We start from the raw sequence: 22,830 nt of genomic DNA on the forward strand, positions 1-22,830 counted from the left end.
GGATCTGATCCACACATGCTGATCGCTCAGCGTCCCTCGTTGACCGAAGAGGTCGTCGACGAGTTCCGCTCCCGGTTCGTGATCGAGCCGCTGGAGCCGGGCTTCGGCTACACCCTCGGCAACTCCCTGCGTCGTACGCTCCTCTCCTCGATCCCGGGTGCGGCGGTCACGTCCATCCGCATCGACGGCGTTCTGCACGAGTTCACCACCGTGCCGGGCGTCAAGGAGGACGTCACCGACCTGATCCTCAACATCAAGCAGCTGGTCGTCTCCTCGGAGCACGACGAGCCGGTCGTGATGTACCTGCGCAAGCAGGGCCCGGGTCTCGTCACCGCCGCCGACATCGCGCCCCCGGCCGGTGTCGAGGTGCACAACCCCGACCTGGTCCTCGCCACGCTCAACGGCAAGGGCAAGCTGGAGATGGAGCTGACGGTCGAGCGCGGCCGCGGTTACGTCTCCGCCGTGCAGAACAAGCAGGTGGGCCAGGAGATCGGCCGTATCCCGGTCGACTCCATCTACTCGCCGGTGCTGAAGGTCACGTACAAGGTCGAGGCGACCCGTGTCGAGCAGCGCACCGACTTCGACAAGCTGATCGTCGACGTCGAGACCAAGCAGGCGATGCGTCCCCGTGACGCCATGGCCTCCGCCGGTAAGACCCTGGTCGAGCTGTTCGGTCTCGCCCGCGAGCTGAACATCGACGCCGAGGGCATCGACATGGGCCCGTCCCCGACGGACGCCGCCCTTGCCGCTGATCTGGCGCTGCCGATCGAGGAGCTGGAGCTCACCGTTCGGTCGTACAACTGCCTCAAGCGTGAGGGCATCCACTCCGTGGGTGAGCTCGTCGCCCGCTCCGAGGCCGACCTCCTGGACATCCGCAACTTCGGTGCGAAGTCCATCGACGAGGTCAAGGCGAAGCTGGCCGGCATGGGCCTGGCCCTGAAGGACAGCCCGCCCGGATTCGACCCCACGGCCGCCGCCGACGCCTTCGGCGCCGACGACGACGCGGACGCGGGTTTCGTGGAGACCGAGCAGTACTGACCGTACTGACCGGTCGTTGCCGGTGAGCATCCGCTCATCGGGTTCCTGACCCCGGTACCTGATACGGCCGGGGCAGACACACAGGAGAAGAACAATGCCGAAGCCCACCAAGGGTGCCCGTCTGGGCGGCAGCGCCGCGCACGAGAAGCTGCTCCTCGCGAACCTCGCGAAGTCGCTGTTCGAGCACGGCCGTATCACCACCACCGAGGCGAAGGCCCGCCGTCTGCGGCCGTACGCCGAGCGTCTGGTGACCAAGGCGAAGAAGGGTGACCTTCACAACCGCCGCCAGGTGCTGCAGGTCATCACGGACAAGAGCGTCGTCCACACGCTCTTCACCGAGATCGGCCCGCGCTACGAGAACCGTCCGGGTGGCTACACCCGCATCACCAAGATCGGTAACCGCCGTGGCGACAACGCGCCCATGGCTGTCATCGAGCTGGTCGAGGCGCTGACGGTTGCGCAGCAGGCTACGGGTGAGGCCGAGGCCGCCACCAAGCGTGCCGCCAAGGACGCCGAGGCTGCCGCGGCTCCCGCCGAGGTTGTCGAGGACGCCAAGGTCGACGAGGCCGAGGAGTCCAAGGACGCGTAAGCGTTCTGCCGGGGGCTGTTCGGTTGGCGGCTGCGGGTTCGTCGTGGCTGATCGCGCAGTTCCCCGCGCCCCTTACGGGGCGCTCAGTGGGTCCGTTCCTTTCGAGGAGCGGGCCCGCTTTTGTGTTGGTGAGAGGATCTCTGGGTGAGTGACGAAGTACAGGCCGGGTTCGTGCGGGTGCGGATGGATCTCTCGTACGACGGGAGCGAGTTCTCCGGGTGGGCCAAGCAGGCCGGGGGGCGGCGGACCGTGCAGGGGGAGATCGAGGATGCGCTGCGTACGGTCACGCGGTCCCGGGAGAGTTATGAGCTGACCGTGGCCGGGCGGACCGATGCCGGGGTGCATGCGCGGGGGCAGGTGGCCCATGTGGATCTGCCGCTGGAGGTCTGGGGGGCGCATCACGACAAGCTGCTGAAGCGGCTTGCCGGACGGCTGCCCAGGGATGTGCGGGTGTGGGCCCTCAGGGAGGCGCCCAGCGGCTTCAACGCCCGTTTCTCGGCGGTCTGGCGGCGGTACGCGTACCGGGTCACCGACAACCCGGGCGGGGTCGATCCGCTGCTGCGCAGTCATGTGCTCTGGCACGACTGGCCGCTCGACGTCGACGCCATGAACGAGGCCGCGCAGCGGCTGCTGGGGGAGCACGACTTCGCCGCCTACTGCAAGAAGCGCGAGGGCGCGACCACCATTCGTACGCTGCAGCAGCTGAGTCTGGTGCGCGGGGACGACGGGATCATCACCGCGACCGTGCGGGCCGACGCCTTCTGCCACAACATGGTGCGCTCCCTGATCGGGGCGTTGCTGTTCGTGGGGGACGGGCACCGGGGGCCGGAGTGGCCGGCCAAGGTGCTCGCGGCCGGCGTACGGGACTCGGCCGTGCATGTCGTACGGCCGCACGGGCTGACCCTGGAGGAGGTCGGCTACCCGGCCGACGAGCTGCTCGCCGCGCGCAACAAGGAGGCGCGCAACAAGCGGACGCTGCCCGGGGCCGGGTGCTGCTAGTTACCGGTTCGCCGCTGCCGACGCCTGGGCCTGGCCGCGGGCGATGATCTGGCGGAAGGTGTACAGCTGCAGGTCGTTGCCGGTCTTGAAGACGGACGTGGACTGGTTCGTGACGTCCTTGCCGTTGGTGAAGCCGACGGTGGCGAAGTAGGCGTAGCGGCCGACGGAGTTGGCTGTCGTGAGGCACCTGGCGGCGTTGCAGAAGGCCTTCACACCGTTGCCCGCCAGCGCCGTGACGAATGCCTTCTTGCGTGCCTTGGCTGCTGCGTTCGACTGGGTCCTGGCCTTGGTCGCCTGTGCCTCGGTGTCGAAGACGGCGACGCCGACCGTCACCGCGACGCCGTCCCTGCTGTAGGTGACGCGCAGCAGGCGGGTGCAGTCGTTGCTGGTGAGGATGTTGGAGAGGGCGCCCTGGGCGGCCGGGGCGCAGTTCTTGGTGTCGGCCGTGGCGCCCCGCTTGTAGACGTTCGACTCCATGGTCAGCTGTGCGAGCGGGAAGAGGTTCTGCGCGCTGAGCGGGGCCGTGTCCTTGGCCTTGCTGGCGATGAACTCCTTCGGGTCCAGCGGGGGCGGGGCGCTGGTCGGGGCGAAGGACGGCGCCGAGGCGCTGCCGCTCGGGATGGCGCCGCCGGCGGGCAGGTTGGACGGGTTGCCCGAGGCCTCGTTCTTGCCGTTCGCCGAGACGACGGCCATGGCGACGGCGGTGCCGATCGCGATCGTGGCGACCGCGCCGCCGCCGATGAACAGCAGCCGGCGCCTCTTGTTGCGCGTCTCGGAGGCCTCGGCAAGCGCTGCCCAGTCCGGGGTCTGGCCGTCGTCGCCGCCGCTGGTCCACGGCTGCTGCGATTGCGGTTTCCAGGGGTCCCACTGGGACTGCGGTCCCCCCTGCTGCCCAAAGCTCATGGGGCGCATCTTAGACGGGAGGCGGGAGGTGCCGGTGAGGGTCCGGGGTGGCCCTCGGGGACCTTTCCGGCAGGGCCGTACATCTCGGCCGGGTATTGTCGCCGTGGCGTGGTGCGGGCGGGTGCGCGGGCCTCGTTTTGACCCGTCCGGGGCAGCGCGAGTACTCTTGCGGTTTGTTATGCGTATCGGCTTGGTCGCTCTCCGGCGGAAGGCCCTTACGTAGGTTCCCTGGAGCAGTTACCAGTGGGCGGCATACGGGCAGTGGTCCCGGCTTCTGTCGTCCCCAGCTGCACGATCGCTTCAAGGATGCCTTGTGTCAGCACCCATCCCTGAAGAAGAAGGCTGAGAAGTGCGTACGTACAGCCCTAAGCCCGGCGATGTGACTCGCCAGTGGCACGTCATTGACGCTCAGGACGTCGTCCTGGGCCGTCTCGCCACCACCGCCGCGTCCCTGCTGCGTGGTAAGCACAAGCCGATCTACGCCCCCCACGTCGACACCGGTGACTTCGTCATCATCATCAACGCCGACAAGGTGCACCTCTCCGGCAACAAGCGGACCCAGAAGATGGCGTACCGCCACTCCGGCTACCCGGGTGGTCTGCGCTCGGTCCGCTACGACGACCTTCTCGCGAACAACCCCGAGAAGGCCGTCGAGAAGGCCGTCAAGGGCATGCTCCCCAAGAACACCCTGGGCCGTCAGATGCTCTCCAAGCTGAAGGTCTACTCGGGCGACCAGCACCCGCACGCTGCCCAGCAGCCGGTGCCGTTCGAGATCACCCAGGTCGCGCAGTAAGTCCGGCCACCCCCTAAGACTGAAGAGAATCTGAGGAGAATCGTGGCCGAGACCACCGTTGAGCAGCCGGTCGAAGAGACTGAGCTCGTCGACATCGACAGCTACACCACCGAGTCCGAGGTCCCCGTCGAGGGCGAGTACACCTCGGAGTCCCTCGCGTCCCGCTTCGGCGAGCCCCAGCCGGCCGCCGGCCTGGGCCGTCGCAAGAACGCCATCGCCCGCGTCCGGATCGTCCCGGGCACCGGCAAGTGGAAGATCAACGGTCGCACCCTCGAGGACTACTTCCCGAACAAGGTGCACCAGCAGGAAGTCAACGAGCCCTTCAAGGTGCTCGAGCTCGAGGGCCGTTACGACGTCATCGCCCGCATCTCGGGCGGCGGTGTCTCCGGGCAGGCCGGTGCGCTCCGTCTCGGTGTCGCCCGCGCCCTGAACGAGGCCGACGTGGACAACAACCGCGGCCCGCTCAAGAAGGCCGGCTTCCTCCGCCGCGACGACCGTGCGGTCGAGCGCAAGAAGGCCGGTCTGAAGAAGGCCCGCAAGGCCCCGCAGTACAGCAAGCGCTAAGCTTCGCTGCCTGCTCGTACGTACGCCCCGGCGGCACGCCTCAGTGCTGTCGGGGCGTTCGTTTATCACTGGCGGGGGCGTATAACGGCACAAGACCCTCGAAGGCTTGTGTGATGGGCTGCCGGTACGCCTGCGACAACTGACGCTTCCTCAGGAGGACAAGTGGGACGACTCTTCGGCACGGACGGCGTGCGCGGCGTCGCCAACGCGGACCTGACGGCGGAGATGGCGCTCGGCCTCTCCGTTGCCGCGGCGCACGTACTGGCCGAGGCGGGCACGTTCGAGGGCCACCGGGCGACGGCGGTCGTCGGACGGGACCCGCGCGCGTCCGGAGAGTTCCTGGAGGCCGCCGTGGTCGCCGGCCTCGCCAGCGCCGGTGTGGACGTCCTGCGCGTCGGCGTGCTGCCCACTCCTGCTGTGGCGTATCTCACGGGCGCGCTCGGCGCCGACCTGGGCGTCATGCTCTCCGCCAGCCACAACGCCATGCCCGACAACGGCGTCAAGTTCTTCGCCCGCGGCGGCCACAAGCTGGCCGACGAGCTCGAGGACAGGATCGAGGCCGTGTACGAGTCCCACCGGCACGGCGAGCCCTGGGAGCGGCCGACCGGTGCGGGCGTCGGGCGGGTGCGGTCGTACGACGAGGGCTTCGACCAGTACGTCGCGCATCTGGTCGGCGTACTCCCGAACCGGCTCGACGGGCTGAAGATCGTCCTCGACGAGGCGCACGGCGCCGCGGCGGGGGTGTCGCCGGAGGCGTTCTCGCGAGTCGGTGCCGAGGTGATCACGATCGGCGCCGAGCCGGACGGGCTCAACATCAACGACGGCTGCGGCTCGACCCACCTCGACCTGCTGAAGGCCGCCGTCGTCGAGCACGGAGCCGCGCTCGGCATCGCGCACGACGGGGACGCGGACCGGTGCCTCGCCGTGGACCACACCGGTGCGGAGGTCGACGGCGACCAGATCCTGGCCGTGCTGGCGCTCGCGATGCGGGAGCGGGGCGTACTGCGCGAGGACACCGTCGTCGCGACGGTCATGTCCAACCTGGGCTTCAAGCTGGCGCTGGAGCGGGAGGGGCTGCATCTCGTCCAGACGGCGGTCGGGGACCGGTATGTGCTGGAGGAGATGAAGGAGCACGGGTACGCGCTCGGCGGTGAGCAGTCCGGGCACGTGATCATCCTCGATCACGCGACCACCGGTGACGGCACCCTGACCGGGCTGCTGCTGGCGGCCCGGGTCGCCGAGACCGGCCGTACGCTCAAGGACCTCGCGGGAGTCATGGAGCGGCTGCCGCAGGTGCTGATCAATGTGCCGGACGTGGACCGGGCACGGGTGCGGACCTCCGCGGAGCTGGCGGCTGCCGTGGCCGAGGCCGAGCGGGAACTCGGCTCCACCGGGCGGGTGTTGCTGCGGCCGTCGGGGACGGAGCCGTTGGTGCGGGTGATGGTCGAGGCCGCGGACATCGACCAGGCCCGGGCCGTGGCCGGGCGGCTTGCCGACGTGGTGAAGTCGGCGCTGGGCTAGAGCCGACCTGCCTCACCCGAAAGCCGTAACACAATGTGCCGAATGGGTTACTGATTGTTTCACTGGCGTCGAGGCCGCCCGCGCGTGGCGTTCCCCCGACGGAAGTGAGAAAGGCACCATGAAGACAGTCAGTAGCACCCTGAAGCGAGCCGCCGTTCCGGTCCTGGTCGCGAGTCTCGCCGTCCCGGCCCTCGCCACCCCGGCCGCGGCCCAGACCCCCGGCTCCACCGCGTTCCGTCTCTTCGGCATGGTGATCCTCAGCGCACGTTCAGGCGCGGCCAACCAGGTCACCGCCAGTACCTCCACGGGTCGTGTGGTCCTCACGGACTCCACGGGCATCGCGCTGGGGCCGGGTTGCACGCGGTTGTCCGCCACCAGCGTCGACTGCGGCAGCGTCGCCGGCACCTCCCAGCTCTCCATCGGGCTGGGTGACCTGAACGACAGCTTCGACGGGAGAAGCGTTTCGCTGCGCACGCTCGTCGACGCCGGCACGGGCTCCGACACCGTGGCCACCGGCAGCGGCAACGACACCATCGGAGTGAGCGGCGACTCGCCCGCCGTCGACACGGTGAGCTGCGACGGCGGCTCCGACGTGGTGTTCGCAGACCCCGGCGACAGCGTCGCCGCGGACTGCGAAACGCGCCACTAGACGCCGCCGGCCTTCGCGGTGCGTTCACGCTGCCTGGCCCAGAGCCATTTCTGGGCCAGGAGTGTGAGGGTGCCGGCGAGGACGATGCCGAGCAGGTTCAGCAGGAGCTGCACGGATGAACGCCCGGCCTGGTTGGTGTCGCTGTAGATCAGGGCCACGGCCGCGTTGGCGGCGGCGGGGACCGTCGTCACGGAGATGGCGACGCCCACCAGGGCGCCCGACTTGGCGGACGTCAGGGAGAGGGTGCCCGCGGCTCCGGCGAGGACCGCCACGACGAAGGAGAACCAGTCCGGGGCGTAGATGAAGTTCGTGTTGGGCCGCTTCCCCTCCAGTTGAGCCTTGCTGAACAGGCCGACGGCGTCCATGAAGTAGCTGAAGCACACCGTCACCGTCATCGCCACCGCGAAACCCGCCAGCAGCGCGATCAGTGACCGCAGGGCGAGACGCGGATGCCGCTGCACCAGCGCCGTGCAGATCCCCGCCAGCGGGCCGAACTCCGGGCCCACCGCCATCGCCCCCACGATCAGGATCGCGTTGTCGAGGACGACACCGCAGGCCGCGATCATCGTGGCGAGCGTGATGAACGCGACGTAGGTGATGGAGAGCGTGGACTCCTCGTGCGTCGCGTCGGTGAGGTGCTCCCACAGCACCGCGTCCGCGCCTTCGCCGGGAGCCTCCGCCTCGGCCTTGTCGGCGCGCTTCGACAGCGACAGGTCGATGTTCTCGACGGCGATGGATCCGGTGCGGTCGAGCTCCAACGCCCTGAGTTCGCCGATGAGTTCGTCGCCGGCCTCGCGTGCGACGTCGCACATCACGACATCGCCGGCGGGGTTGCGGGCGGCTTTCGGCAGCACGACGAGATGCGTGGTGCCGACGGTCCTCTCGATCAGGCGGACCACGTCGTCCGTCTTGTCGGACGGCGTGATCAGGCGCAGGTGCAGCATGGGCCTTATTTAACAGGCAGGTTCTGACAGCCAGGTTCTGCACAGGCGGGTCTACAGCTTGCGCAGCCGCAGGCGCTGGACCTTGTGGTCCGGGCCCTTGCGGACGACCAGGGTGGCGCGGCCGCGGGTCGGGGCGATGTTCTCCACCAGGTTGGGCTTGTTGATGGTGCGCCACTGGGTGCGGGCGTACTCGAGGGCCTCCTCCTCGGACACCTGCGTGTACTTGCGGAAGTACGAGTGCGGGTCCTGGAAGGCCGTCTGACGCAGCTTCTTGAACCGGTTGAGGTACCAGCGTTCGACGTCCTCGGCGTTCGCGTCGACGTACACGCTGAAGTCGAAGTAGTCGGCGAGACCGACCCGGGTGCGGCCGTCCTTGCCGGGCAGGGCGGGCTGGAGGACGTTCAGGCCCTCGACGATCAGGATGTCGGGGCGGCGGACGACCAGCTTCTCGCCCGGAACGATGTCGTAGATCAGGTGGGAGTAGACGGGGGCGGTGACCTCGTCCTTGCCCGCCTTGATGTCGGCGACGAAACGGGTCAGGGCCCTGCGGTCGTAGGACTCGGGGAAACCTTTGCGCGACATCAGGCCGCGGGCCTGCAGCTCCTTGGTCGGCAGCAGGAAGCCGTCGGTGGTCACCCGCTCCACGCGCGGGTGCTCGGGCCAGCGGGAGAGGAGGGCCTGCAGGAGACGGGCAACGGTCGACTTGCCGCACGCCACGGATCCGGCGATCCCTATCACGAACGGGGTGCCGGACTGGGAGCCCTGTTCGCCGAGGAAGGTGTTCAGGGCGCCTCTGAGGCCGTCGGTGGCCCCGACGTAGAGGTTGAGGAGCCGGGACAGCGGGAGGTAGATGTCCCGCACCTCGTCGAGGTCGATGACATCACCGAGGCCGCGCAGCTTCTCGACCTCCTCGGCGGTGAGGGGGAGCGGCGTCTTCTCACGCAGCGCGCTCCACTCGGATCGGGTGAGGTCGACGTAGGGAGTCGCCTCCGGCCTGGGCCGGTGGGCGCTCCGGGGCGTCGAGGAGACCGGAGAGATCACAGTCCATTGTTAACGGAGTTTGAACGGGTGGCGGGGTGGGGTCGGTCACGTTGTTCCGTGATCTAGCTTTCGGGGCGTGATCACGAGAAGTCCGCGTAGGCGAGGTGGGCGCCGCAGGCCCGGCATCGGAAGAGGTACGCAGTCGGCTGGTCCTCGTTGTCGAGCGAGCGGAGAAACTCCTCTATCTGCCCGGGCGGCCACTTCCACTCGGCACACTCCCGGCGCAGGTGATCGACCGCGTCCGGATACGCCTCGAGTTGTCTCGCCCCGGCGCGGCCGAGGTAGGCGGCGCCGTCGCCGCAGTGGGTCAGCCAGTGCGGGGACTGCCAGGCGATGAATCCCGGGGTGCGCTCCAGCAGAGCCTTCCTGACGTCCGCGGGTACGTCTCCGTCGACGGTGTCGCTGAAGCAGGCGCCGTAGCGTTCGGCGGCGGTCCCGAAGGCGATGCAGTGCGGGCAGATGCCGCTGTCCGGGCCGTCGGCGGCGTAGACAGGGCCCGTGTAGACCCACCCGCGCTTCTGCCCGCAGCACACGCATGCCTCGTCGGAGGCTGCCACGGAACCGGTGGCCACCGGGTTCGGGTGGTACGGGAACTGCGGAAGGGCGGGCCGTCGGCCAGGTTCCGGCCGTGGGGCGATGGTCTGCGCGATTGCCTGGCCGGTCAGGGAGGCGGGCGGCACCACGATCGCATCTGCTCGAAGCGTCTGCGGCAGGTGCTTCCGGTCGGCCTCGCTCGGCAGGATCGCCGGGCGGTCCAGGGGCAGGACCACTGCGCCTGCGCGGCGGGCGAGTTCGGCCACGCGGTCGAGGATCGCGCCGGTGGAGAAACGGGTGAACGTGAGCCGTTCGGAGTCGCCGTAGACCTCTGAGCCGCCTCCGTCCTCGGCTTCGAGATCCCAGGATTCCGGCAGACCTGAGGCCGGCATGCCGCCGACTGTGACGGGGCCGAGTACCTCCCGGATCGCGGTCTCGTCCATGCGGACCGGTTCTCCGTCGATGAATCGGCAGACGTACATGCTGTAACTCACGGGACTCCTTGCCTTGGGCGGGATCTTCTGTCCAGGTGGTGGCCGTCGCTCAGTTGCCCGTGTCGACCAGACCCGTGGACTCCGGGAAACCGGCAGCGAACGCCTGGCCACGGCCGACGGTTCCGGCGCTGGGAGTCAGAGTTCGGCGGGGAGCTCCAGCAGTGAGAGTTCCGCTTTCCAGAATCCAGGAAGGCCCTGGCCTTGGAGGCAAGTAGGCATCCCCTCTGTCGCAGTGCAGAGCGGTCGGGGGTGCATGGCAGGAGTGCGAGTCGTCCTCTTTGAGCGATGAGGGGTGATGGCGCGTCGGCTCACGCCGATCTGAAGGCAGCTGATCGCCGACCACCGCTAGAAGTTCCGAATTCGGGCACGTGGAAACCTTTTCTGGTGGCGATCCGGTCGTAGGCTGCCGCCCATGTGCGGAATCGTGGGATACGTGGGGTCGCAGTCGGCGCTCGATGTCGTGATGGCCGGGCTGAAGCGGCTGGAGTACCGGGGGTACGACTCGGCGGGGGTCGCCGTGCTGGCGGACGGTGGGCTGGCGGCAGCGAAGAAGGCCGGGAAGCTGGTGAACCTGGAGAAGGAGCTGGTGGAACGGCCGCTGCCGACGGGCTCGACCGGGATCGGGCATACGCGGTGGGCCACGCATGGCGGGCCTACGGATCCCAATGCGCATCCGCATCTGGACAACGCGGGGCGGGTCGCCGTCGTCCACAACGGGATCATCGAGAACTTCGCCCTGCTGCGGGCCGAGTTGGAGGAGCGGGGGCACGACCTCGCCTCGGAGACGGACACCGAGGTGGTCGCCCATCTGCTCGCCGAGGAGTTCTCGGCCTGCGCGGATCTCGCCGAGGCGATGCGGCTGGTGTGCCGGCGGCTGGAGGGGGCGTTCACCCTGGTCGCGGTGCATGCGGACGAGCCGGATGTGGTGGTCGGGGCGCGGCGGAACTCACCGCTCGTGGTGGGCGTGGGAGAGGGCGAGGCGTTCCTGGCCTCCGATGTCGCCGCGTTCATCGCCCACACGCGGTCGGCCATCGAGCTGGGTCAGGACCAGGTCGTCGAGCTGCGGCGCGACGGGGTGACGGTGACGGGGTTCGACGGCCGTCCGGCCGACGTGCGCTCGTACCACGTCGACTGGGACGCCTCCGCCGCGGAAAAGGGTGGCTACGACTACTTCATGCTCAAGGAGATCGCCGAGCAGCCCAAGGCGGTCGCCGACACGCTGCTGGGGCGCATCGACGCGGGGGGCTCGCTGACGCTGGACGAGCTCCGGATCAGTGCCGCTGAGCTGCGGGAAGTCGACAAGGTGGTGATCGTGGCGTGCGGTACGGCCTTTCATGCCGGGCTCATCGCCAAGTACGCCATTGAGCACTGGACGCGGATTCCGTGTGAGGTGGAGCTTGCGAGTGAGTTCCGGTATCGGGACCCGATTCTCGGTGCGCGGTCGCTGGTCATCGCGATTTCGCAGTCCGGCGAGACCATGGACACGCTCATGGCGCTGCGGCATGCGCGGGAGCAGGGCTCCAAGGTGCTGGCCATCTGCAACACCAACGGGTCGACGATTCCTCGGGAATCGGATGCGGTGCTGTACACGCATGCGGGGCCGGAGGTGGCCGTCGCGTCCACCAAGGCGTTCTTGACGCAGCTTGTGGCCTGTTACCTGGTTGCTCTGTATCTCGGGCAGGTGCGCGGTACCAAGTGGGGCGACGAGATCGGGGCCGTCATCCGGGACCTGTCGCACATCTCCGGTGAGGTCGAACGGGTGCTGGAGACCATGGAGCCCGTACGGGAGCTTGCGCGGTCGCTCGCCGACAAGAACACGGTGCTGTTCCTGGGGCGGCATGTGGGGTATCCGGTCGCGCTGGAAGGGGCTCTGAAGCTGAAAGAGCTCGCCTACATGCATGCGGAGGGGTTTGCGGCGGGTGAGTTGAAGCACGGGCCGATCGCGTTGATCGAGCCCGATCTGCCGGTTGTTGTGGTCGTGCCTTCGCCTCGGGGGCGGTCCGTCCTCCACGACAAGATCGTGTCCAACATCCAGGAGATCCGGGCGCGGGGGGCGCGGACGATCGTCATCGCGGAGGAGGGCGACGAGGCGGTCGTGCCGTACGCCGACCATCTCGTACGGATCCCCGCGACGCCGACGCTGCTGCAGCCGCTGGTGGCCACGGTGCCGTTGCAGGTGTTCGCGTGTGAGTTGGCGACCGCTCGCGGCAACGAGGTGGATCAGCCGCGGAACCTGGCGAAGTCGGTGACGGTGGAGTAGTTCCTCACGCCGTCCAGGAAGGCGGCGAAGGCTCCGGCCGGGAAGGTGAGGGTTGCCCTGGCCGGGGTCTTTGAGTCGCGGACGGCAACGTGGGTGGGGGAGTTCGCGATCTCCACGCAGCTGTTGCCGTCGCCCTCGCCGGAGTAGGACGACTTCCGCCAGTTGTCCATCCCGGCCCTGCCGGAAGTGCGGCGGCTGCCCTTCTCCGACGATGTCCGGGCGCGTATCACCACTTGTACCGACCTCGCTCGCCTCGACGACTGGCTCGGCCGGGCCGGAACGGTCGAGCGAGCCGAGGACCTGCTCGGCGAGGGCGTGGCGGCTCCCCCGGAATAGAGTGCCCGAATGAGCATCATCGGGGTCGGTATCGACGTGGCCGAGATCGAGCGGTTCGAGGCGTCGCTCAAGCGGACGCCCGGAATGGCGGAACGGCTTTTCCTGCAGAGCGAGTTGCTGCTGCCCAGCGGGGAGCGTCGGGGTGTGGCCTCGCTCGCCGCCCGGTTCGCCGCCAAGGAAGCGCTGGCCAAGGCTCTCGGTGCACCGGCCGGGCTGCTGTGGACGGATGCGGAGGTGTTCGTCGAGGACAGCGGGCAGCCCCGGGTGCGGGTGAAGGGGACGGTGGCGGCGCGGGCGGCCGAGCTGGGGGTGCGGTCCTGGCATGTGTCGCTGAGCCATGACGCCGGGGTGGCGTCGGCGGTGGTGATCGCCGAGGGCTGAGGGCAGACTCGACCCCATGCGTACTGCGTACAGCGTGGAGACGGTAAGGGCAGCAGAGCGGGAGCTCATGGCGCGGCTTCCCGAGGGGGCGTTGATGCAGCGGGCGGCCGCGGGGCTTGCGGCTGCCTGTGCCGACCTCATCGGGCGCGTCTACGCCAGTCGGGTCGTGCTGCTCGTCGGGAGCGGCGACAACGGGGGTGACGCGCTGTATGCCGGGGCGCGGCTCGCCCGGCGAGGGGCGGCCGTTGCGGCCGTGCTGCTCGCACCCGAGCGGGCCCATCCCGGGGGACTTGCCGCCCTGCTGCGCGCCGGAGGGCGGATCGTGGGCAGCGGGGCGGGCGCCGGCGCTGCCGTCTCCGCCGGGGTCGGGGCCGTCGAAGAGGCGGTTCTTCGGGCCGATCTCGTCGTCGACGGGATCGTCGGGATCGGGGGGTCGGGTGGACTTCGGCCCGAGGCCGCGCAGTTGGCCGCGTGCGTCGAGGAATCCGGTGCCGCCGTCGTCGCCGTCGATCTGCCGAGCGGTGTCGACGCCGATACGGGGGAGGTGCGCGGTGCCGCCATCCGGGCCGATCTCACCGTCACGTTCGGGACGCACAAGCCCGGGCTGCTGATCGATCCCGCGCGGGAGTACGCCGGGTCGGTGCGGCTCGTCGACATCGGGCTCGGGGAGGTGCTGCCCGCCGAGCCGGAGCTGGAGGCCCTGCAGCACGCGGACGTGGCGCGGTTGCTGCCTGTGCCGGGCGCCGAGAGCGACAAGTACCGGCGGGGGGTCGTCGGGATCGCCGCCGGGTCCGCGCGCTATCCCGGGGCCGCTGTCCTCGCCGTGTCCGGGGCGCTCAGGGGCGGCGCGGGAGCCGTGCGGTATGTCGGGCCCGCCGGGGACGCCGTCGTCTCGCGGTTCCCGGAGACCCTCGTATCGGACCAGGGGCCCGCGAAGGCGGGGCGGGTGCAGGCGTGGGTGGTCGGGCCCGGCGCGGGGGACGACGCCGCGACCGTGGCCGAGGTGCTGGAGGCGGACGTGCCCGTGCTCGTCGACGCGGACGGGCTGCGGCTTGCCGAACGGGATGCCGTACGGGCCCGTAGCGCCCCCACGCTCATGACCCCGCACGCAGGGGAGGCCGCCGCGCTGCTCGGTGTGGCGCGGGAGGAGGTCGAGGGGGCGCGGCTGGCCTCGGCGCGCGAACTCGCCTCGCGGTACGGGGCGACCGTGCTGCTCAAGGGGTCCACCACACTCGTCGCCGATGCGAATGGCGGGGTCGTACGGGTCAATGCGACCGGGACGCCGTGGCTCGCCACCGCGGGCAGTGGGGATGTGCTCTCGGGGCTCGCCGGGTCGCTGCTGGCGTCCGGGCTCTCCGCCCTGGACGCGGGGAGCGCGGCGGCGTATCTGCACGGGCTGGCCGGGCGGTTCGCCGCCGACGGGGCGCCGGCCGGGGCGCACGACGTCGCCGAGGCCATTCCGGGGGCGTGGCGGGACGTGCGGGACTGACCGACCGTCGGCACTCCTCGAAGGCCACGCCGCGGCCGCGCAGTTCCCCGCGCCCCTTCGGGGCGCGGCTGAAGCTGCTGCCGTCGCACAGGCCGCCGCTCGTCGGAAAGGGTGAACCCGCCGCGCGCCGCTCCCGGCCTGTCGGCCCTGCGCGTTTCTCTGATTGCATGATCAATAGACATTTTGCGCATATCGCCTGCCAGGGTGTCGCGGTCGTGCTCGCCGCCGTCACCGTCCTCCCTGTCGGCGCCCTTTCGGCCTCCGCCGCGCCCTCGCCTCCGGACCCGAGGTCGAGCACGGTTCACCGGCCCGCCGACGACGAGGATGCCGTCGAGGACGGTGACCTCGTCGAGGTCGTGCCGCACCAGGACGCCACCGGGAAGGTGAAGTGCAGCCGGCGGGCCGGGCCCTATCAGCGGGCGGTCGAGAAGTGGCTGAAGCTGAAGGTGGACGGGAAGCAGTCGGCCGCCGACTGCCGGGCCGTCCGGGACTTTCAGGAGCAGCACGGGATCAAGCCCGCGATCGGGTTCGCCGGGCCCGCCACCTGGGCCACCATGCAGCTCATCTCCGCCAAGGACCATCCCAACGCGAAGCACAAGTGCCCCGAGCGGAAGCACCGGGTCGCGTGTGTCGATCTCGACCGGCAGGTGACCTGGGTGCAGAAGGGCGGTGACGTGGTCTACGGGCCCGTCCCGATGCGCAGCGGACGGGTCGGGCACACCACCCGGACCGGGTGGCACAAGATCTACTGGAAGCACAAGAACCACTGGTCGACGCTCTACGACGCGCCCATGCCCTATGCCCAGTTCTTCAGCGGCGGGCAGGCCTTCCACGGCGTCCACGACAGCATCTACACCACCCTCGGCTCCTGGGGGTGCATCAATCTGCGGCTGGACGACGCCCGGAAGCTGTGGCGGGTGCTGAAGAAGGGCGACCGTGTGTATGTGTGGGGACACCGGCCCGGGAAGTAGGCGCATGGACGGGGGCCGGTGCCTCGGGGGGTGTCCGACCCCTCTGAGACACTGGGGGCGCCATGACTGAGACAGCAGCTGCCCCGACCGCGCCCCTGCGCGCCCGCGCCGAGATCGACCTGGCCGCCCTGCGCGCCAACGTGCGGACCCTGCGCGCCCTCGCGCCGGGCGCTGCCCTCATGGCCGTGGTCAAGTCCGACGCGTACGGCCACGGGGCCGTGCCGTGCGCCCGGGCCGCCGTGGCGGCGGGGGCCGCATGGCTGGGGACCGCCACGCCCGAGGAGGCGCTCGCACTGCGGGCCGCCGGGCTGCCCGGACGCATCATGTGCTGGCTGTGGACGCCGGGCGGACCTTGGCGGGAGGCCGTCGAGGCCGACATCGACGTGTCGGTGAGCGGGATGTGGGCCCTGGACGAGGTCACCGAGGCCGCCCGGGCGGCGGGCATCCCCGCGCGCGTGCAGCTCAAGGCCGACACCGGGCTGGGGCGGGGCGGCTGTCAGCCGGGGGAGGACTGGGCCGAGCTGGTCGCGGCCGCCCTGCGCGCCGAGGCCGAGGGGACCGTACGCATCACCGGACTCTGGTCGCACTTCGCGTGCGCCGACGAACCCGGGCACCCCTCCATCGCCCTCCAGCTCACCCGCTTCCGCGAGATGCTCGCCTACGCCGAGGGCCGGGGCGTGCGCCCCGAGGTGCGGCACATCGCCAACTCGCCCGCCACGCTCACCCTTCCCGAGGCCCACTTCGACCTGGTGCGGACCGGGATCGCCCTCTACGGCATCTCCCCGAGCGCCGAGATGGGCAGCCCCGCCGACTTCGGGCTGCGTCCGGTGATGACACTGTCGGCCTCCATCGCGCTGGTGAAGCACGTTCCGGGGGGTCACGGCGTCAGCTACGGGCATCACTACGTCACCCCCGGCGCCACGACCCTCGGCCTTGTGCCCGTGGGGTACGCCGACGGCGTTCCGCGGCACGCCTCCGGGACCGGCCCCGTGCTGGTCGGCGGCAAGTGGCGGACCGTCGCCGGGCGGGTCGCCATGGACCAGTTCGTCGTCGATCTCGGCGGGGACGAGCCCCCGGCAGGCACCGAAGCGGTGCTGTTCGGGCCCGGCGACCGCGGCGAGCCCACCGCCGAGGACTGGGCGCAGGCCGCGGGCACCATCGCGTACGAGATCGTCACGCGGATCGGAACGCGCGTTCCCCGCGTCTATGTGAATGAGCAACAAAGCGGGTAACCGCACAGAGGCGCGACAGTCCACGGACCGGCACAGGTGCAGCACCCGTAAGCCGAGCAACATCGGGCAGTCGATCGACAGCGGTATCAACAGGCAACACGAGTAACGCAAGCAACACCTGCATCACCCGACCAAGCGAACAGCAGTAATGATCCGGCGAAGAGGAGCGGTACGTGAGCGAGAGCAGTGCGGAGGCCGTCGCAGCCGTCGCGGCCGTCGCCTCCGCCACGGGGGCGGCCGGGAACTGGCGCAGGGCGACCGGCATCGCGGGCGCCGCGATAGGCGTGGTCGCCGCGGGCGCGGCGGCCGGAGTCGCCATAGAGCGGCTCACCGTCGGCCGCGGGATGCGCAAGAAGGCGCGGCTCGCGCTCGATTCGACCGGACCGTACGGGGCGCTGCGCGGCACGCCCGGCAAGGCCACGGCCGACGACGGGACCGAGCTGTACTACGAGGTCGACGACATCGACCCGGACGCCGTCCCCGCGCTCGGCCCGCGCCGCCGCCGGCTGTTCGGCCGTAAGGCGCCCGCTCCCGTCACCGTCGTCTTCAGCCATGGCTACTGCCTCAACCAGGACTCCTGGCACTTCCAGCGGGCGGCCCTGCGGGGGGTCGTACGGACCGTGCACTGGGACCAGCGCAGCCACGGGCGCTCCGGGCGGGGCGTGCAGCAGGTGCAGGACGGCGTGCCGGTCAGCATCGACCAGCTGGGGCGCGATCTGAAGGCCGTCATCGACGCCGCCGCGCCGGACGGGCCCATCGTGCTCGTCGGGCACTCCATGGGCGGCATGACCGTGATGGCGCTGGCCGACCAGTGTCCCGAGCTGATCCGGGAGCGGGTGGTCGCCGTCGCCTTCGTCGGTACGTCGTCCGGGCGGCTCGGCGAGGTCAACTTCGGGCTGCCGGTCGCGGGGGTCAACGCGGTGCGGCGGGTGCTCCCCGGAGTGCTGAAGGCGCTGGGGCAGCAGGCCGCGCTGGTGGAGAAGGGGCGGCGGGCGACCGCCGACCTGTTCGCAGGGATCATCAAGCGGTACTCGTTCGCCTCGCGGGACGTGGACCCGGCCGTCGCACGGTTCGCCGAGCGGATGATCGAGGGCACGCCGATCGACGTGGTCGCCGAGTTCTACCCGGCGTTCACGGAGCACGACAAGACCGAGGCGCTGGTGCACTTCGCGGACCTGCCGGTGCTGGTGCTGGCCGGGATCGGGGACCTCGTCACACCCAGCGAGCACAGCGAGGCGATCGCCGACCTGCTGCCGGACGCCGAGCTGGTGCTGGTCCCGGACGCAGGGCACCTGGTGATGCTGGAGCACCCGGAGGTCGTCACCGACCGGCTGGCCGACCTGCTCACCCGTGCGGGTGCCGTGCCGGCAGGAGCTACCGTGGGGGGCTATGGAAGCACCAGCAGCACCGCACAACCCGGCTGAGACCGAGGCCTCCGTGCCTTCTGTGGAGATCACCGTCACGGCCCCCGAGCAGATGCGGGACCTGGGTCGCCGCCTCGCCAAGCTGCTGCGCGCCGGCGACCTCGTGATGCTCAACGGGGAGCTCGGCGCGGGCAAGACGACGCTCACCCGCGGGTTGGGTGAAGGGCTCGGCGTGCGGGGCGCGGTCACCTCGCCGACCTTTGTGATCGCCCGTGTGCATCCCTCGCTGGGCGACGGTCCGCCGCTCGTGCACGTCGACGCGTACCGCCTGGGCGGCGGGCTCGACGAGATGGAGGACCTCGACCTCGACGTCTCGCTGCCCGAGTCGGTGATCGTCGTGGAGTGGGGCGAGGGCAAGGTCGAGGAGCTGACCGAGGACCGGCTGCACGTCGTCATCCACCGGGCCGTCGGAGACACCACCGACGAGGTACGGCACGTGACCGTGACCGGGCTCGGCCGGCGGTGGTCGGCGGGGGACCTGAGCGTGCTGTCCGCCTGACGGCCGTACGGCGGGCCCACCATTCCGTGAACGTTCCGACAAGACGTCGGCAAGATATTGCATTCGGTGTCTTGTGCGTGGTCACATGGTACCCAGTTCGTAGTTAGGTCTACCTAACTACGCCTGCCCCCGGGTCCTCAGGAGGCGTCCATGCCGGCCACCGAGAGCAATGCGCAGCCGCTGAAGCCGTACGCCGTCGTAGCCGGTGTGTCCATGCGCGACCTACTGGCGTCGTGCGCCGCGGCGGACGCGGTCTCGACCCCGCCGCGACTGCCGGACCCCGAGGTGTCCGGGCCGCCCGCCCGGCATCGGGAAGCCGCGTAGCCGAGCCGCTCAGGGGATCACGGCGACCTGTGCGCCGATCGTGGCGAACTCCCACAGCGCGGCACCGTCCTTGCGGGACTCGCGGATCCCGCCCGTGCGCACCGACGGGTCGGAGGCCGCCGCCGACGTTCTGACCGCCGCGCTGAAGCCGACGGGGACGCCTTCCACGCTGGTGAAGCGCACCACGTGCTCGATGGCGGTGCCGTCGGTACCGACGGCGGAGTTCGAGCGGGAGGTCACCCCGTAGACGCCGGGCGCCGGGTCGACATTGCCCGGGGCGACCGTGAAGCTGCGCAGGACCCGGTTGCGCGCGTCGACCAGCCAGACCCGGTCGGAGCCCACCGAGTAGACGACGCGTTCCCCGGCACCGGACGCGGCGGGCGGCAGGCCGGGGTTGCGCTGGGCGCCGGGTGCTCCCGGGACGGCCGCGGCGGGTGAGGCGCTCGCCTGCGGCTTGCCGAAGCCGGCCGGTGTGGTCACGGAGGCCCGGTAGCCGAGGAAGCCGACGGCGGCCAGGGCGGCCACGGTGAGCCCGAACACGAATCCGGAGTTGCTCCTCGCCACGGTCGCCACCTGCCCCATTCGCCTCGAACGTCATGCTTTGCGGCGACCGTAGCAGCCCGTACACCCCTGACCGGGGCGACGATGCCCGAGGTGGGGGCCCGTGTCGGACGCCCCGCGACGCCCCGCGACGCCCCGCCCGCACCCCTCTTGACATGGCACGCTCCGCCATGTTCGAACAACCTCGCGCGGAACCCCGTGGCGCCGTAGGGTCCGCCCCTCCGGGCGGACGACGGGGCGTCCGGCACGGGCCCCGGGAGCCGTAGGCTGTTTGCGTGCTCTTGCTCGCTCTGGATACCGCAACCCCAGCCGTGACCGTCGCCCTGCACGACGGCACGGACGTCATCGCCTCGTCGAGCCAGGTGGACGCCCGCCGGCACGGTGAGCTGCTGCTGCCGGCCGTCGACCGGGTGCTCGCCGAGGCCGGGATCGGGCTCGACGCCGTCACCGGCATCGTCGTCGGCATCGGGCCCGGCCCCTACACCGGGCTGCGCGTCGGCCTGATGACCGCGGACACCTTCGGGCTCGCGCTCGGTGTCCCCGTGCACGGCGTGTGCACGCTCGACGGTCTGGCGTACGCGGCCGACATCGACGAGGGCCCCTTCGTCGTGGCGACCGACGCCCGGCGCAAGGAGGTCTACTGGGCGCGCTACGCGGACTCCCGGACCCGGCTGGCCGACCCCGCCGTCGACCGGCCCGCCGACATCGCCGACCGGGTGGCGGGCCTGCCCGCCGTCGGCGCGGGCGCGCTGCTGTACCCGGACACCTTCCCGAACGCGCACGAACCGGAGCACGTGTCGGCCGCCGCGCTCGCGAGTCTGGCCGCCGAGCGGCTGGCCAAGGGCGAGGAACTGCCCGAGGCCCGGCCGCTGTACCTGCGCCGCCCGGACGCCCAGGTCCCCAAGAACTACAAGGTGGTCACCCCGAAGTGACCGAACCCGTGACCTCTCGACTGCGCGAGATGCGCTGGTGGGACATCGACCGCGTGCTCGAACTGGAGAAGGACCTCTTTCCCGAGGACGCCTGGTCCCGCGGCATGTTCTGGTCGGAACTCGCCCACTCCCGCGGCGCCGAGGCGACCCGCCGCTATGTCGTCGCCGAGGACGGCGAGGGGCGGGTCGTCGGGTACGCGGGCCTCGCCGCCTCCGGGGACCTTGCCGACATCCAGACCATCGCCGTCACCCGCGAGCAGTGGGGCACCGGCCTCGGCGGACGGCTCCTCGCCGAGCTGCTGCGGGCCGCCACCGCGTTCGAGTGCGCCGAAGTGATGCTGGAGTGCCGCATCGACAACATCCGCGCCCAGAAGCTCTACGAGCGCTTCGGCTTCGAGGCCATCGGCTTCCGGCGCGGCTACTACCAGCCCGGCAATGTGGACGCCCTGGTGATGCGGCTGACCACGCAATCCGACAGCGGCCCCGCCGCGGGACCGACTTCCGAACGAGAAACCGAGATCCATGGCTGACGAACCCCTGGTCCTGGGAATCGAGACCTCCTGCGACGAGACCGGCGTCGGCATCGTCCGGGGCACCACCCTGCTGGCCGACGCCGTCGCCTCCAGCGTCGACGAGCACGCCCGCTTCGGCGGCGTCGTCCCGGAGGTCGCCTCCCGGGCGCACCTGGAGGCGATGGTGCCGACCATCGACCGCGCGCTGAAGGAGGCGGGGGTGAGCGCGAGGGACCTGGACGGCATCGCGGTCACCGCCGGTCCCGGTCTGGCCGGTGCCCTGCTGGTCGGCGTGTCGGCGGCGAAGGCGTATGCGTACGCACTGGGCAAGCCGCTCTACGGCGTGAACCACCTCGCCTCCCACATCTGCGTGGACCAGCTGGAGCACGGCGCACTGCCCGAGCCGACGATGGCGCTGCTGGTGTCGGGCGGGCACAGCTCGCTGCTGCTGTCGACGGACATCACCTCGGACGTACGTCCCCTGGGCGCGACCATCGACGACGCGGCCGGCGAGGCCTTCGACAAGATCGCCCGGGTGCTGAACCTCGGCTTCCCCGGCGGCCCGGTCATCGACCGCTACGCACGCGAGGGCGACCCCTCGGCGATCGCTTTCCCACGCGGGCTGACCGGTCCGCGCGACCCCGCGTACGACTTCTCCTTCTCCGGGCTGAAGACCGCCGTGGCCCGCTGGATCGAGGCCAAGCGGGCGGCGGGCGAGGAGGTGCCGGTGCGGGACGTGGCGGCCTCCTTCCAGGAGGCGGTCGTCGACGTGCTGACCCGCAAGGCCGTGCGGGCCTGCAAGGACGAGGGCGTCGGGCATCTGATGATCGGCGGCGGGGTGGCCGCCAACTCCCGGCTGCGGGCGCTGGCGCAGGAGCGGTGCGAGGCGGCCGGCATCCGACTGCGGGTGCCGCGGCCGAAGTTGTGCACCGACAACGGGGCGATGGTGGCGGCGCTCGGCGCCGAGCTGGTGGCCCGCAACCGGGCGGCTTCCGACTGGGACCTGTCCGCCGACTCTTCGCTGCCGGTGACCGAGGCGCATGTGCCCGGGCACACGCACGACCACGATCACGTCCACGAGGTCGGCAAGGAGAACCTGTACCCGTGACGGTCGCGTTGATGTGGGAGGCGCGGGCGGCCGAGGGCCGGGGCGAGGAGCTGCTCGCCTGGGCGCGGGCGCAGGAACTCCCGGTGCGACCGGTGCGCCGGGAGACCTTCCGGGCTCCGCAGGACCGCGTCCTCGTCATCACCTGGTGGGACGCGGCCCCCGACGCCGAGCTGCCCGAACTGCCCGAGCCGGACGGCGAGTTGGTCATGCGGGCGGTGCATCGGTGGCGGTTCGAGTCGGTGGGGGAGGGCTGAGGGGCGAGTACGCCAGCTGCCGCTCCCCGTCCTCGTCGGACACCTGCCACAGCAGCTTCCCGTGCCGGCGTTGCCAGAGGCCGCCGACAGCCGCCTTGGCCAGGTAGTCCGACGCCACCAGCAGAACGAAGACCCAGATGTCGGACGAGACGTAGACGAGGCCGGCCGCCAGCACGAAGAGGAAGACCGAGCGCCCCACGGTCTCTCCGCCGGCGGACGCCCGGTCGGCCTCCGGCAACGGGCCCGCGGACTCGAAGTCCCGTCGGTGGCCGAAACGGGTGGAGCGCACGAGTGCCGCGACGACCAGGAACGCGACCGCCACGACCGCCACGATCGCCGCGTTCGCCGTGTCGGCGGCCGACCACTGCCGGCTCTCCCGCGTGCCGACCGCCACCGCCGTACCGGCCAGGATCCCGGCCAGCTTCGCCGCACCTGACGCCAGTTCGTGGCGCACGTATCTGACCATCGCATCCCCCGG

The 22,830-nt window shown here is 70.7% G+C and carries 27 protein-coding genes; 20 read left to right on the forward strand and 7 right to left on the reverse strand.

The window, feature by feature from the left end; translation table 11 throughout:
• Window positions 1–15 precede the first annotated feature (15 nt).
• The 3 genes from ACWCRD_RS10465 (at window position 16) to truA (ending at window position 2,626) form a co-directional block, all read left to right on the forward strand.
• Window positions 16–1,038 (forward strand): DNA-directed RNA polymerase subunit alpha, encoded by a 1,023-nt coding sequence (locus ACWCRD_RS10465; protein ID WP_003966937.1) that lies wholly within the window; start codon window positions 16–18, stop codon window positions 1,036–1,038.
• Window positions 1,039–1,132: 94 nt separating this feature from the next.
• Window positions 1,133–1,627 carry a 50S ribosomal protein L17 gene (gene rplQ, locus ACWCRD_RS10470; protein ID WP_450965465.1) on the forward strand — a complete coding sequence of 165 codons (495 nt, stop codon included), beginning with the start codon at window positions 1,133–1,135 and terminating at the stop codon, window positions 1,625–1,627.
• Between the two features lie 144 nt (window positions 1,628–1,771).
• Window positions 1,772–2,626 carry a tRNA pseudouridine(38-40) synthase TruA gene (gene truA / locus ACWCRD_RS10475; RefSeq protein WP_450965466.1) on the forward strand — a complete coding sequence of 285 codons (855 nt, stop codon included), beginning with the start codon at window positions 1,772–1,774 and terminating at the stop codon, window positions 2,624–2,626.
• On the opposite strand, the gene ACWCRD_RS10480 is transcribed toward truA, so the two are convergent.
• Window positions 2,627–3,529, reverse strand: coding sequence for a hypothetical protein (locus tag ACWCRD_RS10480; protein ID WP_450965467.1), 903 nt, complete (start codon window positions 3,527–3,529; stop codon window positions 2,627–2,629). It abuts the gene before it with no gap.
• Window positions 3,530–3,878: 349 nt separating this feature from the next.
• Here ACWCRD_RS10480 and rplM point away from each other — a divergent pair, with 349 nt between their 5' ends.
• The 4 genes from rplM to ACWCRD_RS10500 all read left to right on the forward strand — a co-directional run bounded on the left by rplM (window position 3,879) and on the right by ACWCRD_RS10500 (window position 7,056).
• Complete coding sequence (rplM, locus tag ACWCRD_RS10485) at window positions 3,879–4,322, forward strand: 50S ribosomal protein L13 (protein ID WP_030930458.1); 444 nt, start codon at window positions 3,879–3,881, stop codon at window positions 4,320–4,322.
• Window positions 4,323–4,364: 42 nt separating this feature from the next.
• Window positions 4,365–4,886, forward strand: coding sequence for a 30S ribosomal protein S9 (rpsI, locus tag ACWCRD_RS10490; protein ID WP_450965468.1), 522 nt, complete (start codon window positions 4,365–4,367; stop codon window positions 4,884–4,886).
• A gap of 162 nt (window positions 4,887–5,048) precedes the next feature.
• The gene (gene glmM / locus ACWCRD_RS10495) at window positions 5,049–6,407 is read left to right on the forward strand and encodes a phosphoglucosamine mutase (protein ID WP_450965469.1); all 1,359 of its coding nucleotides are present in this window, start codon (window positions 5,049–5,051) and stop codon (window positions 6,405–6,407) included.
• Window positions 6,408–6,525: 118 nt separating this feature from the next.
• The gene (locus ACWCRD_RS10500; protein ID WP_450965470.1) at window positions 6,526–7,056 is read left to right on the forward strand and encodes a hypothetical protein; all 531 of its coding nucleotides are present in this window, start codon (window positions 6,526–6,528) and stop codon (window positions 7,054–7,056) included.
• On the opposite strand, the gene ACWCRD_RS10505 is transcribed toward ACWCRD_RS10500, so the two are convergent.
• The 3 genes from ACWCRD_RS10505 to ACWCRD_RS10515 form a co-directional block, all read right to left on the reverse strand.
• Window positions 7,053–8,000, reverse strand: a complete 948-nt coding sequence (locus tag ACWCRD_RS10505; RefSeq protein ID WP_450965471.1) for a DUF389 domain-containing protein — start codon at window positions 7,998–8,000, stop codon at window positions 7,053–7,055. The genes ACWCRD_RS10500 and ACWCRD_RS10505 overlap by 4 nt on opposite strands.
• Before the next feature lie 51 nt (window positions 8,001–8,051).
• The gene (gene coaA, locus ACWCRD_RS10510; RefSeq protein ID WP_450965472.1) at window positions 8,052–9,041 is read right to left on the reverse strand and encodes a type I pantothenate kinase; all 990 of its coding nucleotides are present in this window, start codon (window positions 9,039–9,041) and stop codon (window positions 8,052–8,054) included.
• An 80-nt stretch (window positions 9,042–9,121) separates the two neighbouring features.
• Window positions 9,122–10,069, reverse strand: a complete 948-nt coding sequence (locus ACWCRD_RS10515; RefSeq protein ID WP_450965473.1) for a CbrC family protein — start codon at window positions 10,067–10,069, stop codon at window positions 9,122–9,124.
• Between the two features lie 412 nt (window positions 10,070–10,481).
• On the opposite strand from ACWCRD_RS10515, the gene glmS reads away from it, so the two are divergent.
• Window positions 10,482–12,329 (forward strand): glutamine--fructose-6-phosphate transaminase (isomerizing), encoded by a 1,848-nt coding sequence (glmS, locus tag ACWCRD_RS10520; RefSeq protein WP_450965474.1) that lies wholly within the window; start codon window positions 10,482–10,484, stop codon window positions 12,327–12,329.
• Here glmS and ACWCRD_RS10525 read toward each other — a convergent pair.
• Entirely contained in the window at window positions 12,290–12,499 is a 210-nt protein-coding gene (locus ACWCRD_RS10525) for a DUF397 domain-containing protein (protein ID WP_450965475.1), read from the reverse strand. The two genes, glmS and ACWCRD_RS10525, sit on opposite strands and share 40 nt — an antisense overlap.
• Between ACWCRD_RS10525 and ACWCRD_RS10530 the strand changes: the two genes are divergently transcribed.
• The 8 genes from ACWCRD_RS10530 (at window position 12,492) to ACWCRD_RS10565 (ending at window position 18,985) form a co-directional block, all read left to right on the forward strand.
• On the forward strand, window positions 12,492–12,665 hold the full coding sequence (locus ACWCRD_RS10530) for a hypothetical protein (protein ID WP_450965476.1): 174 nt from the start codon (window positions 12,492–12,494) through the stop codon (window positions 12,663–12,665). The genes ACWCRD_RS10525 and ACWCRD_RS10530 overlap by 8 nt on opposite strands.
• 9 nt (window positions 12,666–12,674) lie before the next feature.
• The gene (locus ACWCRD_RS10535; protein WP_450965477.1) at window positions 12,675–13,046 is read left to right on the forward strand and encodes a holo-ACP synthase; all 372 of its coding nucleotides are present in this window, start codon (window positions 12,675–12,677) and stop codon (window positions 13,044–13,046) included.
• Between the two features lie 16 nt (window positions 13,047–13,062).
• Entirely contained in the window at window positions 13,063–14,535 is a 1,473-nt protein-coding gene (locus ACWCRD_RS10540; RefSeq protein ID WP_450965478.1) for an NAD(P)H-hydrate dehydratase, read from the forward strand.
• Window positions 14,536–14,702: 167 nt separating this feature from the next.
• Window positions 14,703–15,506: a L,D-transpeptidase family protein gene (locus ACWCRD_RS10545; protein WP_450965479.1), complete on the forward strand. Its 804-nt coding sequence runs from the start codon at window positions 14,703–14,705 to the stop codon at window positions 15,504–15,506.
• Window positions 15,507–15,568: 62 nt separating this feature from the next.
• Window positions 15,569–16,738, forward strand: coding sequence for an alanine racemase (alr, locus tag ACWCRD_RS10550; protein ID WP_450965480.1), 1,170 nt, complete (start codon window positions 15,569–15,571; stop codon window positions 16,736–16,738).
• Window positions 16,739–16,911: 173 nt separating this feature from the next.
• Entirely contained in the window at window positions 16,912–18,162 is a 1,251-nt protein-coding gene (locus tag ACWCRD_RS10555; protein ID WP_450965481.1) for an alpha/beta fold hydrolase, read from the forward strand.
• Window positions 18,128–18,661 carry a tRNA (adenosine(37)-N6)-threonylcarbamoyltransferase complex ATPase subunit type 1 TsaE gene (gene tsaE, locus ACWCRD_RS10560; RefSeq protein ID WP_450965482.1) on the forward strand — a complete coding sequence of 178 codons (534 nt, stop codon included), beginning with the start codon at window positions 18,128–18,130 and terminating at the stop codon, window positions 18,659–18,661. The genes ACWCRD_RS10555 and tsaE overlap by 35 nt, the downstream gene beginning before the upstream one ends.
• A gap of 150 nt (window positions 18,662–18,811) precedes the next feature.
• The gene (locus ACWCRD_RS10565) at window positions 18,812–18,985 is read left to right on the forward strand and encodes a hypothetical protein (RefSeq protein WP_450965483.1); all 174 of its coding nucleotides are present in this window, start codon (window positions 18,812–18,814) and stop codon (window positions 18,983–18,985) included.
• Window positions 18,986–18,994: 9 nt separating this feature from the next.
• Here ACWCRD_RS10565 and ACWCRD_RS10570 read toward each other — a convergent pair whose 3' ends face one another.
• Complete coding sequence (locus ACWCRD_RS10570; protein ID WP_450965484.1) at window positions 18,995–19,549, reverse strand: hypothetical protein; 555 nt, start codon at window positions 19,547–19,549, stop codon at window positions 18,995–18,997.
• A gap of 272 nt (window positions 19,550–19,821) precedes the next feature.
• Between ACWCRD_RS10570 and tsaB the strand changes: the two genes are divergently transcribed.
• Genes tsaB through ACWCRD_RS10590 form a run of 4 tightly spaced genes read left to right on the forward strand, consistent with a single transcriptional unit; the run spans window position 19,822 to window position 22,352 of the window.
• Complete coding sequence (gene tsaB / locus ACWCRD_RS10575; protein ID WP_450965485.1) at window positions 19,822–20,478, forward strand: tRNA (adenosine(37)-N6)-threonylcarbamoyltransferase complex dimerization subunit type 1 TsaB; 657 nt, start codon at window positions 19,822–19,824, stop codon at window positions 20,476–20,478.
• Entirely contained in the window at window positions 20,475–21,008 is a 534-nt protein-coding gene (gene rimI / locus ACWCRD_RS10580; RefSeq protein WP_450965486.1) for a ribosomal protein S18-alanine N-acetyltransferase, read from the forward strand. The genes tsaB and rimI overlap by 4 nt, the downstream gene beginning before the upstream one ends.
• On the forward strand, window positions 21,001–22,098 hold the full coding sequence (gene tsaD / locus ACWCRD_RS10585) for a tRNA (adenosine(37)-N6)-threonylcarbamoyltransferase complex transferase subunit TsaD (protein ID WP_450965487.1): 1,098 nt from the start codon (window positions 21,001–21,003) through the stop codon (window positions 22,096–22,098). The genes rimI and tsaD overlap by 8 nt, the downstream gene beginning before the upstream one ends.
• Entirely contained in the window at window positions 22,095–22,352 is a 258-nt protein-coding gene (locus ACWCRD_RS10590; protein WP_450965488.1) for a hypothetical protein, read from the forward strand. Before tsaD ends, ACWCRD_RS10590 begins: the two co-directional genes overlap by 4 nt.
• On the opposite strand, the gene ACWCRD_RS10595 is transcribed toward ACWCRD_RS10590, so the two are convergent.
• Entirely contained in the window at window positions 22,303–22,818 is a 516-nt protein-coding gene (locus tag ACWCRD_RS10595) for a hypothetical protein (RefSeq protein ID WP_450965489.1), read from the reverse strand. The genes ACWCRD_RS10590 and ACWCRD_RS10595 overlap by 50 nt on opposite strands.
• Between the last annotated feature and the right edge of the window lie 12 nt (window positions 22,819–22,830).

The organism is Streptomyces sp. NPDC002092 (assembly GCF_053593775.1).

What these genes read in the sequence shown, in the direction of transcription:
- ACWCRD_RS10465 (WP_003966937.1), top strand. Translation starts at nt 16, where the DNA reads ATGCTGATCGCTCAGCGTCCCTCGTTGACCGAAGAGGTCGTCGACGAG.
- rplQ (WP_450965465.1), top strand. Translation starts at nt 1,133, where the DNA reads ATGCCGAAGCCCACCAAGGGTGCCCGTCTGGGCGGCAGCGCCGCGCAC.
- ACWCRD_RS10480 (WP_450965467.1), bottom strand. Translation starts at nt 3,529, where the DNA reads ATGAGCTTTGGGCAGCAGGGGGGACCGCAGTCCCAGTGGGACCCCTGG.
- ACWCRD_RS10500 (WP_450965470.1), top strand. Translation starts at nt 6,526, where the DNA reads ATGAAGACAGTCAGTAGCACCCTGAAGCGAGCCGCCGTTCCGGTCCTG.
- ACWCRD_RS10505 (WP_450965471.1), bottom strand. Translation starts at nt 8,000, where the DNA reads ATGCTGCACCTGCGCCTGATCACGCCGTCCGACAAGACGGACGACGTG.
- glmS (WP_450965474.1), top strand. Translation starts at nt 10,482, where the DNA reads ATGTGCGGAATCGTGGGATACGTGGGGTCGCAGTCGGCGCTCGATGTC.
- ACWCRD_RS10525 (WP_450965475.1), bottom strand. Translation starts at nt 12,499, where the DNA reads ATGGACAACTGGCGGAAGTCGTCCTACTCCGGCGAGGGCGACGGCAAC.
- ACWCRD_RS10535 (WP_450965477.1), top strand. Translation starts at nt 12,675, where the DNA reads ATGAGCATCATCGGGGTCGGTATCGACGTGGCCGAGATCGAGCGGTTC.
- ACWCRD_RS10540 (WP_450965478.1), top strand. Translation starts at nt 13,063, where the DNA reads ATGCGTACTGCGTACAGCGTGGAGACGGTAAGGGCAGCAGAGCGGGAG.
- ACWCRD_RS10545 (WP_450965479.1), top strand. Translation starts at nt 14,703, where the DNA reads ATGATCAATAGACATTTTGCGCATATCGCCTGCCAGGGTGTCGCGGTC.
- alr (WP_450965480.1), top strand. Translation starts at nt 15,569, where the DNA reads ATGACTGAGACAGCAGCTGCCCCGACCGCGCCCCTGCGCGCCCGCGCC.
- tsaE (WP_450965482.1), top strand. Translation starts at nt 18,128, where the DNA reads ATGGAAGCACCAGCAGCACCGCACAACCCGGCTGAGACCGAGGCCTCC.
- ACWCRD_RS10565 (WP_450965483.1), top strand. Translation starts at nt 18,812, where the DNA reads ATGCCGGCCACCGAGAGCAATGCGCAGCCGCTGAAGCCGTACGCCGTC.
- tsaD (WP_450965487.1), top strand. Translation starts at nt 21,001, where the DNA reads ATGGCTGACGAACCCCTGGTCCTGGGAATCGAGACCTCCTGCGACGAG.
- ACWCRD_RS10595 (WP_450965489.1), bottom strand. Translation starts at nt 22,818, where the DNA reads ATGGTCAGATACGTGCGCCACGAACTGGCGTCAGGTGCGGCGAAGCTG.